This window comes from Methyloligella halotolerans, from assembly GCF_001708935.1.
Lineage (GTDB): Bacteria > Pseudomonadota > Alphaproteobacteria > Rhizobiales > Methyloligellaceae > Methyloligella > Methyloligella halotolerans.
Map to the genome: position 1 here is coordinate 99,914 of NZ_MASI01000007.1, position 13,838 is coordinate 113,751.

Sequence of the window (13,838 nt, forward strand, 5' to 3'; positions counted from 1 at the left end):
TTCAGCGCCCCTCGATAGCGGCTGCCGGCGCGATGGTCAGCGTCGCGAGGCCGAGCCAATCGGCCATCAGGCGAAGCTCGGCCATCAGCCTCTCGCCCGTCTCCGCCGGTGCGCCCTCCTCCAGATGCGCCCGCAGCACGACCAGCGCATTCTCCTTGCGGTCGGCCTTCAGATCGACGCGTGCCACTAGGGCTCCGTCCATCAGGAAGGGCAGCACGTAATAGCCGTGCTCGCGCTTATGGGCGGGTGTGTAGATCTCCAGCCGGTAGCGGAAACCGAACAGCCGCTCGGTGCGCGGCCGGTGCCAGATGAGCGGATCGAACGGCGAGAGCAGCGCCGCGCCCTCCAGCTTGCGGCCGGCGCGTGCGTCCATGTGCAGATAGGCGGTTTGCCGCCAGCCGCCGACCCGCACCGGGACCAGCGTGCCCTCCTCCACCAATTGATCGATCGGAACCTGGGCGTGCGCGGCGGGGATGCGGTAGTAGTCGCGAAGATCCTGCGCCGTCGCGACACCGAGCGCTGCGGCCGATCGCGCCAGCAGTTCTCGCTGGGCATCGAGCGGAGATGGCGTCGGCGTCTCAAGGATCGCGCGCGGCAGAACCCGCTCAGGGATATCGTAGACCCTCTCGAAGCTTGGCCGTCGATGGGTGGCGGAAACCAACCCCGCCCAGAACAGCCACTCCAGCGCATGTTTGCCGGCGCTCCAGCGCCACATGCCTTGCGAGGCGCGCGGCCCTCCCAGATCGGACGCAGCCAGCGCCCCCTCCTTCTCGATCAGCGCCAGCAGCGCCTCGGCTTCGCCCCGCCGGTCATGCGCGAATGCCTCGAGCGGCCGCCACACACCCTTGCCCTCCCGTGCACGCGCCATGCGCCAGCGCAAGAGAGGCTGCAAGTCGATGGGCAGCAGTGAGGCTTCGTGCCCCCAATACTCGAAGAAGCGTTTCGGCCTGGCCTCGGCCTCCCCATCGAGCAGCGTCCGGTCGTAAGCCCCCGAGCGCGAGAAGACCGGCAGATAGTGAGCGCGCACCAGAACGTTCACGCTGTCGATCTGCAGCAGGCCGAGCTTGCGGGTCATTTTGCGCACGCCCGCCGCGCCCACCGTCTCGTCGCGCTGCAGGGCGTTGAAGCCCTGCGCCGTGAGCGCGATGCGCCGTGCTTCGGTGCCTGAGAGTTCGGTCTTCAGCTCCGGACCTCGACTGCCATCTAATGAGTCTATCGCCGCTCGGCGCGCGAGCGGTCGAAGTTGAGACCGTCGCCGACCTGGTCCAGCCGGAGCAGCGGCGCGGGCTTCAGGCGTTCCCACTCGACAGCCTCTTCGTCGCTGTCGATCCGCCCGTGGGTCAGCTTCACCCGCCCCGTCAGATAATCGCTGCTGGTGGTCTCCAGCTCACCCGTATTCCGCCGGACGCTCATCCAGTCGTAGCCGATCAGTTTGAAGCCGCCGTCCTCCCAACGGAAGGTGAAGCTCGAGTCTCCCATCTCCCAGCTACCGGCGCTGAAGAAGCGGTTTAGCGTCACCTGAAATGCACCCCGGTCGATGGCGATGCCTTCTTCGGCATCGAAGGGATCCTCCATCACCGGATTGATCCATCTCGGAATAAGCGCGTGGTCGGCCGCCGCGAGCTTATAGCCGCCGTCCATACCGCCGAAGGCCACGGCAAGCATGCGGGGATTGGTGTCGAGGGGGCTCTCTCCGAGCTGGTCGTGCTCGATCACATTCGCCTGGTCCGACTCATGGAGAACCAGCACGCGGTCCTCGATGACGTCCTTGTTGAGGTCGCCCGAGGCTTGCGCCTCTAGCCGCCACCCGTCGGGAACGAATTGCTCAACGTCCACGACCTTGCTCGGCAGCGTCGGATAATCAACCGCCGGCAGCGTCAATTCCTGTGCGGGCACCGGCGTGGCCAGGGCCATCCAAATCACGGCGGCCGCAGCGGCCCGCCATGTGAGGATCACTCCCACTCGATGGTTCCGGGCGGCTTAGACGTGATGTCGTAGACCACCCTGTTGATGCCCCGCACCTCGTTGATGATGCGCCGGGCGGCACGGCCCAAGAAGTCGTGGGAGAAGTCGTAGTAATCCGCCGTCATGCCGTCCGTGGAGGTGACGGCGCGGAGCGCGCAGACATAGTCGTAGGTCCGCGCATCCCCCATCACGCCGACGGTGCGTACCGGCAGCAGCACGGCGAAGGCCTGCCAGATCGTGTCGTAGAGCCCCGCGGCGCGAATCTCATCCAGATAGATGGCGTCGGCCTGGCGCAGGATGGCGAGCTTGTCCTCGGAGACAGCACCCGGAATGCGGATGGCGAGCCCCGGCCCCGGGAAGGGGTGGCGGTCGACGAAGGCGTCCGGCAGGCCGAGCTCGCGGCCGAGTGCCCGCACCTCGTCCTTGAACAGCTCGCGCAACGGCTCCACCAGCTTCATGCGCATGCGCTCAGGAAGTCCGCCCACATTGTGGTGGGACTTGATGGTGACCGAGGGACCGCCGGAGAACGAGACGCTCTCGATCACGTCCGGGTAAAGCGTCCCTTGCGCGAGGAAGTCGACCTCGCCGAGCTTTTTCGCCTCCTCGTCGAACACGTCGATGAAGAGCTTGCCGATGATCTTCCGCTTCTGCTCCGGATCGTCGATATCCTTCAACGCTGCGAGGAAGCGTTCGGACGCATCCACGACCACCAGCGGAATATTGTAGGTCTCGCGGAACAGGTTCTCGACCTGCGCCCGCTCATCTTGGCGCAGAAGCCCATGATCGACGAAGATGCAGGCGAGCTGATCGCCGATCGCCTCGTGGATCAGGATCGCCGCGACGGAGGAATCGACCCCGCCGGAGAGCCCGCAGATCACCTTGCCGCCGCCCACCTGGTCGCGGATCTTGGCAATCTCCACGTCCTTGAAATGGGCCATGGTCCAATCGCCTTCGAGACCGGCGATATTGCGGACGAAATTGCCGATGATCTCGGCGCCCCGCGGCGTATGAACCACCTCCGGATGGAACTGCACGCCGTACATCTTGCGCTCTTCGTTGGCGATCGCGGCAAAGGGAGCGCCGTGAGAGACGGCGATGGTTTTGAAGCCGTCGGGAAGCTTCGTCACCCGGTCGCCGTGGCTCATCCAGACGGGATGGGTCTCGCCCTTCGGCCAGACCCCGTCGAACAGCGGCGTGGATTCGACCACTTCCAGATCCGCCCGGCCGAACTCCTTGGAATTATGTGGCTCCACCGTGCCGCCCAGCTGCGCCACCATGGCCTGCTCGCCATAGCAGATGCCGAGCACCGGAAGCCCGGCCTCGAACACGGCTTGCGGCGCCCGGGGCGTGTCGCTTTCGGCCACGCTCGCCGGCCCGCCGGACAATATGATGGCGGCGGCGGATTTTTCCTTCAGATCGGCTTCCGCCTTGTCGAAGGGCACGATTTCGGAATAGACGCCCGCCTCGCGCACGCGCCGCGCGATCAGCTGGGTCACCTGGCTCCCGAAATCGACGATCAACACCCGTTCTGTCATTGAACGGTGGTTAGCCGAAAGCTGAACCAACGGCAATGCCAAGCAGCCGATCGCGACCTTTGATCCACGTCATCCTGAGGTGGAAGTGGGGCAAGCACCTCCCCCTAGCAGGGTAAGGTCGGGCGCATAGCGCCAGGTCGTAATCGCGACGCGCCTACTCTTTCTCCGAGTCATTGCCGGGCTTGTCCCGGCAATCCATGAACGCCGACGCTCGTTGAAAGAACAACCACAGAGGTTATGGATCCCCGGCACAAGGCCGGGGATGACGCCGGAATCGGGGTATCGTTCCGGAGCTAGGCCCCCCGCCGCAGCAGCGCCACGAAGAACCCATCCGTCCCGAAGGTCCGGGGCGTCATGACGAGGTGATTGTCGTGCGCAGCAGATTCAGGCGGAACGACCGGCATCGCCGCGTCCCAGGCCGGACGCCACGGCTCGGGGACGAAATCGGGTTGGCTCTCCAGGAAGGCAGCCACCTGATCCTCATTCTCGCGCGGCAGCACCGAGCAGGTGACATAGCAAAGCAGCCCGCCGGGCTTCACCAAGGGGACGCCTTCCTCCAGCACCGCCTGCTGCTCCTCCAACCGCGTCTCCAGATTGGCTTCCGATAGCCGCCACTTCGCATCGGGCCGGCGCCGCCAAGTGCCCGACCCCGTGCAGGGCGCGTCGATCAGAACGAGATCCATCTTGCCCTCGAGCGGCGCCAAGACCGCCGGGTCGCCCCCATCCAGAACCTGAACGTTGCGCGCACCCGCCCGCTTCAGGCGCTCGAAGATCGGCCTAAGCCGCATCCTGTCGGAATCGTAGGCGTAGAGCTGACCGGTGTTTCCCATGGCCGCCGCCAAGGCGAGTGTCTTGCCGCCCGCGCCTGCGCAAAGATCGATGACTTGCGCTTTCGGCGTTGCGCCTGCGATCAGGCTCGCGATCTGCGAGCCTTCGTCCTGCACCTCGAACCAGCCTTTGCCGTGACCGGCCTCCGCTTCCACATGGGGGCTGCGGGAGGGGCCGGTGCCGGCGGCGACACGGATACCGTTGGGCGAGAACGGCGTGGCGTCCGGCGCGTGCCGGGCGAGTGCCTTCAGCACCTTCTCCCTGTCGGCCTTCAAGGTATTCACCCTGAGATCCACAGGAGCCCTACTGGCGAGCGCAGCCCCCTCTTCCGCGGCCATCTCCCCGAAGGCGCGCGTGAAATCGGCGGCCAGCCAATCCGGGTAGTTTCCCTTGATCGGATCCGGTGCATCCGCCGGCAGAGCGTTCTTCAGCCCCGCGGTTTCCGCTGCGCTCAGAGGCTCAGGCGCGAACCGGCTGCCGTCGCAAAGCCCCGCAACCTCGTCCGGCGTCATGCCCCAGAGGTCGACCAGCGCCCGAAGCGCCAAGGCTCGCGGAGTCTCTTCTCCCATGAGATACGCGGAAGATGCCCGAACCCGCAGCGCATCGAAGACGAGGTTGCCGATCGCGGCCCTGTCCCCCGACCCGGCAAAGCGATGGGTTGAACCCCAATCCTTCAACGCCTCAGCGGCCGGACGCTTGCGCGTCTCCATATCCGCCAGCACCTCGATGGCGGCGCTCACCCGTCCCGGAACCTGCATCTAAAGGCTCGTGAAGACGATGAGGCGCCCGATCACGATGATCCAGATCAGCAGCACGGCGATGGCGCCGATCAGGAACACCGGCGTGCGATGCTGCAGGCTGTTGCTGGTCACGTGGATCACGGCGTGCACGATGCGCGAGATTACGAACATCCAGGCGAGCACCAGGACGAACAGGTCGAGGGTCTGGGTCGTCAAGGCCAGCAGCATCACCACGTAGAACAGCACCGGCACTTCAAGCTGGTTGTGGAAGGCGTTGCCGATCTGGATGACCCGGGGCGGCCATTTCGATTCCCGCAACGCGATCGCCTCCGCGCGGACCTGGCCGCGGCGGAGCGCCTGGAGCCGCAAGCCGATCATCCAGAACAGAAGGATGAAGGTCAGCAGCACCTGCACGAACATCGGCAGGAGAATGGATTGAATGGACATCGGTCCTCCCTCGGGTCTCGGTCCGCGCGCCGGCGTGCCCCGCCGCGCGCGCATCGCTTTGGCTGCTTATAGCCCCTAAAGGCAGGCAATGTTGAGGACTGCGAGCTCAGAGCCGCGATTTAACCACGCCGGAAGAGATCGGAAGCGGTCATCGCGCGAAGTCTTCAGATTACGCCCCGGTAAGTTGACGCAGAAGCGCTGCGCCCTCTAAAGCTGGAACAAAATAGAAAGAGACGAGGATCCAAGGAGACTCCGCTTCATGTTCGCCTATCGCCGTAATCCCTTTACGGGCGCCCCTTCCGCGCGCCGTCTTATGCTTGGCGCAAGCCTGACGCTGCTGCTTGCCGCCCCTGCCACCGCCCTCCACGCCGCCGACGATGCGAAGCCGGAGAGCGCTGGCGGAACCGACGCCATGCAGACGAAGAATGTCGACCAGACCAATCCCTGCTTCAACGGCGAAGGCTCGATCGAAGAGGTCCTGCGCGCCTGCAAGGTCTATATCGAGGCGGACGAAGGCACCGACGAGGAACACGTCATCATCGCCCATGGCAATCGCGCCTATGCGCTCTCGGCCATCGGCGATGTGGACGGGGCTATCAAGGAGCTGGACGACGCAATCGCCATCGATGACCAGCGGGCCGTCCTCTATCTCAGCCGGGCGCGCGCCTATGGCGTGAAGAAGCGCTACGACGACGCCCTGGCCGATCTCGAAAAGACCATGGAGCTCCAGCCCGATTCCGCCGCACCCCATATTCTGCGCGGCAAGATCTATGAGCTGCAGGACAAGCAGGACGACGCCCTGGACGAATACACCGCGGGCCTCGACAAGAACGAGAAATATGTCCCCGGCTACAAGAACCGCGGCACCCTCCACCGGAGCATGAAGAACTTCGACAAGGCGGAGGCCGATTTCACCAAGGTGGTCGAGCTCGAGCCGGCGAACGCCGAAAGCTATATCGATCGCGGCTGGGTCTACGTCCTGGAGGACAAGCTCGACGAGGCGAAGGACGATTTCGAGAAGGCGCTCTCCATCCAGGACAACAACGCCTTCGCCATCGCCGGTATCGGTGTCGTAAAGAGCCGCCAGGGCAAGCCCACCGATGGCAGCGCCGATCTCAGCATGGCCCGGAAGCTCGAGCCCGGCATCTTCGACAAGATCCGCGAGCTCGGCGTCCAATAGCCGTCCTTTCAACGAAAGACGCCCTCCCCCTGTCTTGAAGGGAGAGGGCGCTTCATTGAGCGTCAAGCTCCTAGGCAGAGCCGCGCACCTGCGAAGCAGGCTTGTTGCGGCTCGGCAGCCGACGATTACTGATTTCGGCCGAGACCGCGTTCGTCGAGAATTTTCTCCATCGCCTCACGCGCCTGGGGTGCCAGATCGTAAGCCGGCGGGTTGTTGCCCGCGAAGCCGATCTTAAACTGCGGCGGATATTTCATCAGTACCGACATATACTCGCCCGACGCAGCGATCAGCGGGACCTCCATGGGCAGATGGCGGACGCCGATATTCACGTCCTCTTGGGGGTTGGTATAGAGGTTGAACATGATCGAGCCGCCGCTATCGGTGAACATGGTGCCGCTGAAGCCACCCCAGTTCCCCTTCTGAACGACCCCATCCTCGATCTCGCCAGTCCAGACGTATTTGAACTCGTCGACGCGAATCGCGCTGAAATACTGGTTGATCGTGTAGGGACGGCTGCGCCGGCGCGATAGGCCATCGTCGGCAACCAGGAACGACAGCTGATCGACGCCGTCGATATAGGTCTTATCCGAGAACTTGGTGGCCAGATCCCCGCCCGCAACGCCGTTCATCGACATGAGGGTCGGCAGGATGTCGGCGAAGTCGAACAAACCGTCCGAACGGCGCGGAGAGATCATGCCTTTCCAGTAGGCGAAGGTCGGGACGCGCACGCCACCTTCCCAGCTGGTTCCCTTGCAGCCACGGAACGGCGTGCGTCCATGGGGCGGAATCTCGCATTCCGGACCGTTGTCGGAGGTCAGCAGGATGAGGGTGTTCTCAAGCTCGCCGATCTCGTCGAGCTTCTTCACGAGAGCACCGAGCGTATCGTCCATCTGGACCATGCAGTCGCTATAGACCGTATGAGCCGCGGACTTACCCGCATACTCGTCGTTCGGATAGTTGTCGAAATGACAGCCGCGGGTCGCGTGATACAGGAAAAACGGCTTGTCGCTTCCCTTCATCTTATCGAGGAAGTTGAGGCTGACGTCCCGCCAATGGGTATCGAGATCCTTGATGTAGTCGAGATCGATCAGCTGACCGTTCTCGCACTTCTCGGTGTCGTCCGGCGTGCAGTGAACCTCGTAGTGGTTGAAGGCGTCCTCCTGCATCATCTTGAAGCGCGCAGGCTCCAGAGCGACCTCGGGATTGAAATAGACGTCGCGCCATTCGGTGTACATGTCCGACACACCGAGGAAGCCGAGATAGTCGTCATAGCCGACATTCTGCGGCAGCGAGCCCTTGTTCTCGCCCATATGCCACTTGCCGACACCCTGGGTTACGTACCCCTCTTCCTTGAGCAGTTTCGGCAAGGTGATGGCACCGTCGAGGCCACCCGCTTCGCCATACATCGGCGGACGCAGGATGCCGTGATGCAGCGGATTCTGACCCGTATGGATCGTCGCCCGGCTCGGGGAGCAGGAGGGCGTCGAATAGGCCGAGGTTAGCAGCAGGCCCGCATTTGCCAGCTCATCCATGTTCGGCGTGGCGTTGCCGACCGCGACACCGCCGCCGTTAAACCCCGGGTCCATCCAGCCGACATCGTCGAGCAGGAAGATCAGAACATTGGGCTTCTTGCCGGTCTTTTTCTCGAGCTCGGCGAGCTTTTCCCGCGCGGCCTTCTCCTGATCGGGGTGCGCGATCACCGGGTACATATTGGGGGCCGGGCTCACACCCTGCAGATGCATGAAGTGGCCGGGAATATCGTAGCCTGGCGCCGAGGTCGGACCAGTCGTCGAACCGCGAGGGTTTCCGGATTTGGCCGTGGAATCGAGCTCCGCGTCCTGAGCGCTGGCAGCGAAGGGCAGCGTGACGCTGAGTGATAGCGCCAGAGCGAGCTGCATGGACCACCGCCTGGAGAGCGATCGGCCTACCCTTTCCGCTGACTGAGAGGTTGGATGGGACTGGGTATTCATTCCTTGAGTATTCTCCTCCTTTTTATCGGGCGGGAGCCTGGTGGCTGTCGCCTCGCGGCCTCCGTCGGGGCGGACAGATAGGACGTGTACGGAATTCTTTATCTTCGAACGCCATTGAGACGTTGCGCAGACAGAGATTTCCAGGTTCAAAGCTAGTCGAGCTTCTTGGTTACAACCTTTTCATTTCACGTCACTCCTGGCACTTCGGATGAGAAATTTCGGATCGGTTCCTTTGGCGCGGGCACGGGGTATGGGCTCGCTGCCGGATTTGCTCGAAGAGCGAGAGGGAGGGAAAGCGCTCGTCAGGGCTTTCCAGTTCGCAGAAATACCCCTGGCGGTCAGAGACAACCTGGATATGCCGATCCCTGCCGCCGCCACTTCGCGGCTTTTCGCGCACGGAGCGCGGCAGGTCGGATGCCGAACGTTCGGCCTCGATGTCGGCGAATGTATGGGATACCGCTCTTTCGGCAGTTGGGCCGACTACGGCGCCGCGGCTGAGACTCTGGCCAAGTCATTGCGCCGTCTCGGTGTGACCACCCCCGCCCAAGCCACCGGGATGCAGTTCACGCTGAAGAAAGAGGGAGTCCATTGGGTATGGCGCCTGGTGACTCCGTTGGTCGGCGGCGATGCCATCCAGTACTCCGACCACCTCATCTTTCCCATGCTCGGCTTGGCGCGGGTTTATCTCGGTCCCCACTGGCGCCCCGATTGGATTGAGGTGAACTATTCGCGCGACGATGCCGCAAATCTGATCGAGGAACGCCTTCAGGTTCCGATGCGGTTCGCTCGTCCCTGCATCGGCATTCCTTTCACGCCTGCCAATTTGAGGCAGCGGCGGCCCGAAGGTGCCGCGATCGGGACGAGGGAAGCTCTGCGAAGCGTTCTAGCCGACGTGGCGATGAATGAATCTGCCGAGCCCGCGCGCTCGTTCTCCGCGATCGTGGCGATGCGTCTTCTGGACGGGCAGAGCGATATCGATGGCGCCGCCCGTCTCGCCGGTCTGAGCGTCCAGGGACTGCAACGGCGCCTTCGGCAGAAGGGGTATTTCTATCGCGAGATCTTGGACGCCACACGACGCTCGAATGCCACCACGCTTTTGCGGGAAACGAACCTATCGGTTTCTGAGATCGCCTACCGGCTGGGCTACGAAGAGCACGCCAACTTCTCCCGCGCCTTCAGGCGCTGGACAGGCTGCTCGCCCAATCAATTCCGGATGCTGCGCGCCGAGGGTGGCGCGCTCTAGAGCGCCCTAGCCCGCCGCTCAGTCCCGCGGATAGTTCGGCGATTCCCGCGTGATGGTCACGTCGTGAGCGTGGCTTTCCCGCAAGGATGCGTTGGTGATCTGCAGGAACTCCACCTTGTCGTGATAGGTCTTGATATCCGGCGCGCCCACATACCCCATGGACGCCCGCAACCCGCCGATCAGCTGGTGCAGCACGCTTCCGGCCGGTCCCTTATAGGGCACCTGACCTTCGATCCCTTCCGGAACGAGCTTCAGCGTATCCTTGATATCCTGCTGGAAATACCGGTCCGCCGAACCGCGGGCCATGGCACCCAGCGAACCCATGCCGCGATAGGCCTTGTATGAGCGTCCCTGATAGAGGAACACCTCGCCCGGGCTCTCGTCGGTGCCGGCCAGCAGCGAACCGATCATGGCGCAGTCGGCGCCGGCCGCGATCGCCTTCGCCAAATCCCCGGAATATTTGATGCCGCCATCGGCGATTACGGGAACGCCTTGCGCCTTCGCAACATCGGCGCATTCCAGAATGGCCGAAAGCTGGGGCACGCCCACACCGGCGACGATGCGCGTCGTGCAGATCGAGCCGGGCCCGATACCGACCTTCACCCCATCGGCGCCGGCATCGATCAGCGCCCTGGTACCGTCGGCCGTCGCCACATTGCCGGCCATCACCTGCACCGCGTTGGACTGGCGCTTGATACGCTCGATCGATTCCAGCACGCGGGATGAATGGCCGTGGGCGGTATCGACCACGATGAGATCGCAACCCGCCGCCACGAGACGCTCGCTGCGTTCGAAGCCTTCCTCGCCCACGCTGGTCGCGGCCGCCACGCGAAGCCGGCCCTGGTCGTCCTTGCAGGCCAGCGGATGCAGCCGGGCCTTCTCGATATCTTTCACGGTGATCAGGCCGATGCACTGGTAGTCGTCGTTCACCACCAGAAGCTTCTCGATGCGGTGCTGATGGAGCAGGCGCTTGGCCTCCTCCTTATCCACCGTCTCGCTGACCGTGATCAGGTTCTCGTGGGTCATCAGCTCGCGCACGGGCTGGGCGTCGTTGGTGGCGAAACGCACATCCCGGTTGGTAACGATACCAACGAGCTTGCCGTCCCGCGTGCCGTTCGCGCCGCGCTCCACCACGGGGATGCCGGAGATCTGATGCTCCGCCATCAGCGCGAAGGCGTCCGCCAGCGTGGCATCGGGATGGATGGTCACCGGATTGACCACCATGCCGGATTCGAACTTCTTCACCTGGGAGACCTGGTCGGCCTGCTCTTCCGGCGAAAGATTGCGATGCACGACGCCGATGCCGCCGGCCTGGGCCATGGCGATGGCCAGGCGCGCCTCGGTGACCGTATCCATGGCCGAGGACAGCACGGGGATATGCACATCGATCGTCTTCGTCACCTTGGACGCGGTGTTCACCTGTCCCGGCATCACCGAAGAGGCGGCGGGACGGATCAGGACGTCGTCGAAGGTAAGAGCGATCGGGGTGTCTGCGAAGTGCCGCGACGGCATAGGCCAACCTCATAAAATGCAAGGGAGCGGGACGGCGCGCGATCAGTCCGCTCCGACCAGTTGGCAGCCTCCTTTACCAGCTTGTTTCGGCCTTGGGAAGGTGGCCGGCGCCGGCGTCAACGGCCGATTTGACGCGGCGAACCCTGACGGCTTGCTCGCAAGGATGCCCGGCCCGGGGACGGGCATCCACCCCTGTGGTCGTTCATTCAACGAAGGTCGGCGTTCGTGGCCAGCTGCGAGAAGCCCGGCAATGCCCCCAGGCGATGGACGTTAGCAGCAGCCGGTACCGCCGCTGCCCGCGCTGACTCCGCCGGAACTGAAAGGAATCCCTGAGCCGCAGCCCTCGAACAACCCGTAATGATTCGAGAAATCGCCGATAAACTCGAAGTACGGCGCGAAGCGGCTCTCCTTCAGCATGTGCCAGGTATTGCCGCAGACCGGGAAAACCTTGCCGCGCGCGATCGCATGGTGATCGTCCAGCACGAAGACGTCGGGTTCTTCCGCGATGCCGCCGTTATAGATCACAGCCTGGCCGTAATCCTCGCAAGACGGCTCGAACTGCGGAATCTTGAAAAGCCGGTAGGTCGCCGAATAGAACCGCGCTGCCCCGAGCTTCTCACGCATCGCCGCATCCTCGACCTCCAGCGGACGGCTGGCCACCAGCCGCGGATCGAGGAACCCCGCCCGCTTGGCCATCTCCAGGAAATCACCCCAGTAGAGCGCGCCACCGAGGCACTCCCCATAGAGCAGCGGATCCTTACGAACCGCGTCAGGAAGGCGCCGGTCGCAATAGACATCGGCGAAATAGAGCTCGCCGCCCTCCTTCAGGAGATCGAAGGCGCCCTTCAGAACGGCCGGCTTGTCGATGGAGAGGTTGATGACGCAGTTGGAGACGATGACGTCGAAGCTCCGCGGCTCCAGGTCGAGATCGCCCAGGGTCTCGATATAACCCTTCAGGAACCGGACATTGGGTTCGCCGTAGCCGAACTTCTCCATCTGCCAGCCCAGATGTTCGGTGGCCGTGGCAAGCTGCGCGTCGGTCATGTCGACGCCGACGACGCGCCCCGCCTGCCCCACGAGCTGGGCGATCAGGTAGCTGTCGCGCCCCGACCCGGATCCGAGATCGAGCACCGATGCACCGTCGAGCGCTGTCGGCACCGCAACGCCGCAGCCGTAATATTTGGCGATCACCTCCGGATGGAGCTTGCAGAGCAGCGGCCGGTAATGGGCCGGCACGCCGCCCCCGTCGCAGCAGGCCGAGGTCTTGAGATCTTCCGAGGATTGCAGGATCTCGCCGTAATACTCCTGTACCAGCTCGCGATTCATCGAAGCGGCCTCCTCCTGTCCGACGCCTTTTCGCCGGAGCCTATCAGCGGAACCGGCCATGCGGCCACACATCTGCGTGAGAATTAGAAGGCTGGGCGCGGCAAACTCATCACCTCTCCCCAGCGGGGAGAGGTCGGATGCGGAGCATCCGGGTGAGGGGGAGAAGGACTCGAGAGGTGAGCCCCCCTCACCCCAGCCCTCTCCCCCGAGGGGAGAGGGAGCAGGCTGCGGCGAGCGGAACCGAGATACTTGGAGTACCGGATCTCCGCTTTCGCAGGGATGACAGCCGCAAAAATCTCCAACCGTTAGGATTCGGCCTCCGGCGAACCATCCCGCCCGCGGAAGCCCGTCGCCAGCACATAGGTCTCCGGCGAGTCGGACCGGCTCGCCTGCGGCTTCACATGGCGCACCTTGTCGAAGTCCCGGTTCAGCTCCGCCATCAGATCCTGCCCGGCTCCGCCCTGAAAGACCTTGGCGAGGAAGGTGCCGCCCGGCGCCAGAACGCGCTTGGTGAGCTCGTAGGCCGCCTCGACGAGATTGATGATGCGCAGATGGTCCGTTTGCTTATGACCGGTGGCGGGGGCCGCCATATCCGACAGCACCACGTCGACGAGCCGGTGTCCGAGCGTCCCCAGGATCGCATCGTCGGCGGCCGGATCCTCCATATCGAGCTGCAGGATCTCGACCCCCGGCAGTTCCTCGAATTCGTTGATGTCGGCGGCGATCACGCGGCCGTCCCCCTCCACCGCATGGACGCGCGCCGACGCCACCTGGCTCCAGCCGCCTGGGGCCGCCCCCAGATCCAGCACCGCCATACCGGGTTTGAGCAGCGCGTGCTTGTCGTCGATCTCCGCCAGCTTGAAGGCAGCGCGCGACCGGAAGCCCATGCGCTTCGCTTCGGCCACGTAGGGATCGTTCAATTGCCGCTGCAGCCAGCGCGTGGAGGCAACCTTCCGCCCCTTTGCGGATTTAACCTTCACTTTCAGCCGGCGGCTCGCACCGCCCGAAATCCCGCCGGTATTCTTCGATTTCGCCATTGATATCCGCTGGTTGAGAGTGGCGCCGCTTGACCCGCAGGCCTAACAAGCCCCA

General features: G+C 63.9%; 11 protein-coding genes. 2 read left to right on the top strand and 9 right to left on the bottom strand.

What is annotated here, in order from left to right; genetic code table 11:
* Nucleotide 1: 1 nt before the first annotated feature.
* The 5 genes from A7A08_RS12550 to A7A08_RS12570 form a co-directional block, all read right to left on the bottom strand.
* Entirely contained in the window at nucleotides 2-1,183 is a 1,182-nt protein-coding gene (locus tag A7A08_RS12550; protein WP_069095863.1) for a winged helix-turn-helix domain-containing protein, read from the bottom strand.
* A 29-nt stretch (nucleotides 1,184-1,212) separates the two neighbouring features.
* Nucleotides 1,213-1,956 carry a hypothetical protein gene (locus A7A08_RS12555; protein ID WP_141693990.1) on the bottom strand — a complete coding sequence of 248 codons (744 nt, stop codon included), beginning with the start codon at nucleotides 1,954-1,956 and terminating at the stop codon, nucleotides 1,213-1,215.
* The gene (guaA, locus tag A7A08_RS12560; protein WP_069095811.1) at nucleotides 1,953-3,500 is read right to left on the bottom strand and encodes a glutamine-hydrolyzing GMP synthase; all 1,548 of its coding nucleotides are present in this window, start codon (nucleotides 3,498-3,500) and stop codon (nucleotides 1,953-1,955) included. The genes A7A08_RS12555 and guaA overlap by 4 nt, the downstream gene beginning before the upstream one ends.
* A 293-nt stretch (nucleotides 3,501-3,793) precedes the next feature.
* Nucleotides 3,794-5,086 (bottom strand): RsmB/NOP family class I SAM-dependent RNA methyltransferase, encoded by a 1,293-nt coding sequence (locus A7A08_RS12565; RefSeq protein WP_069095812.1) that lies wholly within the window; start codon nucleotides 5,084-5,086, stop codon nucleotides 3,794-3,796.
* Nucleotides 5,087-5,515, bottom strand: coding sequence for an MAPEG family protein (locus tag A7A08_RS12570; protein WP_069095813.1), 429 nt, complete (start codon nucleotides 5,513-5,515; stop codon nucleotides 5,087-5,089). It lies immediately after the preceding gene.
* A gap of 259 nt (nucleotides 5,516-5,774) precedes the next feature.
* Between A7A08_RS12570 and A7A08_RS12575 the strand changes: the two genes are divergently transcribed.
* Complete coding sequence (locus A7A08_RS12575) at nucleotides 5,775-6,695, top strand: tetratricopeptide repeat protein (RefSeq protein WP_069095814.1); 921 nt, start codon at nucleotides 5,775-5,777, stop codon at nucleotides 6,693-6,695.
* A gap of 125 nt (nucleotides 6,696-6,820) precedes the next feature.
* On the opposite strand, the gene A7A08_RS12580 is transcribed toward A7A08_RS12575, so the two are convergent.
* Entirely contained in the window at nucleotides 6,821-8,593 is a 1,773-nt protein-coding gene (locus A7A08_RS12580; RefSeq protein ID WP_083226749.1) for a sulfatase-like hydrolase/transferase, read from the bottom strand.
* Nucleotides 8,594-8,915: 322 nt separating this feature from the next.
* Here A7A08_RS12580 and A7A08_RS12585 point away from each other — a divergent pair, with 322 nt between their 5' ends.
* Nucleotides 8,916-9,908, top strand: coding sequence for an AraC family transcriptional regulator (locus A7A08_RS12585; protein WP_169823007.1), 993 nt, complete (start codon nucleotides 8,916-8,918; stop codon nucleotides 9,906-9,908).
* Nucleotides 9,909-9,926: 18 nt separating this feature from the next.
* Here the strand turns inward: A7A08_RS12585 and guaB are convergent, their stop codons facing one another.
* The 3 genes from guaB to A7A08_RS12600 all read right to left on the bottom strand — a co-directional run bounded on the left by guaB (nucleotide 9,927) and on the right by A7A08_RS12600 (nucleotide 13,783).
* Nucleotides 9,927-11,420 (bottom strand): IMP dehydrogenase, encoded by a 1,494-nt coding sequence (guaB, locus tag A7A08_RS12590; protein WP_069095817.1) that lies wholly within the window; start codon nucleotides 11,418-11,420, stop codon nucleotides 9,927-9,929.
* A gap of 270 nt (nucleotides 11,421-11,690) precedes the next feature.
* The gene (locus A7A08_RS12595; RefSeq protein ID WP_069095818.1) at nucleotides 11,691-12,746 is read right to left on the bottom strand and encodes a methyltransferase domain-containing protein; all 1,056 of its coding nucleotides are present in this window, start codon (nucleotides 12,744-12,746) and stop codon (nucleotides 11,691-11,693) included.
* A 305-nt stretch (nucleotides 12,747-13,051) separates the two neighbouring features.
* Nucleotides 13,052-13,783: an RlmE family RNA methyltransferase gene (locus A7A08_RS12600; protein WP_069095819.1), complete on the bottom strand. Its 732-nt coding sequence runs from the start codon at nucleotides 13,781-13,783 to the stop codon at nucleotides 13,052-13,054.
* Between the last annotated feature and the right edge of the window lie 55 nt (nucleotides 13,784-13,838).

Excerpts from the sequence above, each read along its gene's own strand:
- guaA (WP_069095811.1), bottom strand. The coding sequence starts at position 3,500 with ATGACAGAACGGGTGTTGATCGTCGATTTCGGGAGCCAGGTGACCCAG.
- A7A08_RS12565 (WP_069095812.1), bottom strand. The coding sequence starts at position 5,086 with ATGCAGGTTCCGGGACGGGTGAGCGCCGCCATCGAGGTGCTGGCGGAT.
- A7A08_RS12570 (WP_069095813.1), bottom strand. The coding sequence starts at position 5,515 with ATGTCCATTCAATCCATTCTCCTGCCGATGTTCGTGCAGGTGCTGCTG.
- A7A08_RS12575 (WP_069095814.1), top strand. The coding sequence starts at position 5,775 with ATGTTCGCCTATCGCCGTAATCCCTTTACGGGCGCCCCTTCCGCGCGC.
- A7A08_RS12580 (WP_083226749.1), bottom strand. The coding sequence starts at position 8,593 with ATGCAGCTCGCTCTGGCGCTATCACTCAGCGTCACGCTGCCCTTCGCT.
- A7A08_RS12585 (WP_169823007.1), top strand. The coding sequence starts at position 8,916 with ATGGGCTCGCTGCCGGATTTGCTCGAAGAGCGAGAGGGAGGGAAAGCG.
- guaB (WP_069095817.1), bottom strand. The coding sequence starts at position 11,420 with ATGCCGTCGCGGCACTTCGCAGACACCCCGATCGCTCTTACCTTCGAC.
- A7A08_RS12595 (WP_069095818.1), bottom strand. The coding sequence starts at position 12,746 with ATGAATCGCGAGCTGGTACAGGAGTATTACGGCGAGATCCTGCAATCC.
- A7A08_RS12600 (WP_069095819.1), bottom strand. The coding sequence starts at position 13,783 with ATGGCGAAATCGAAGAATACCGGCGGGATTTCGGGCGGTGCGAGCCGC.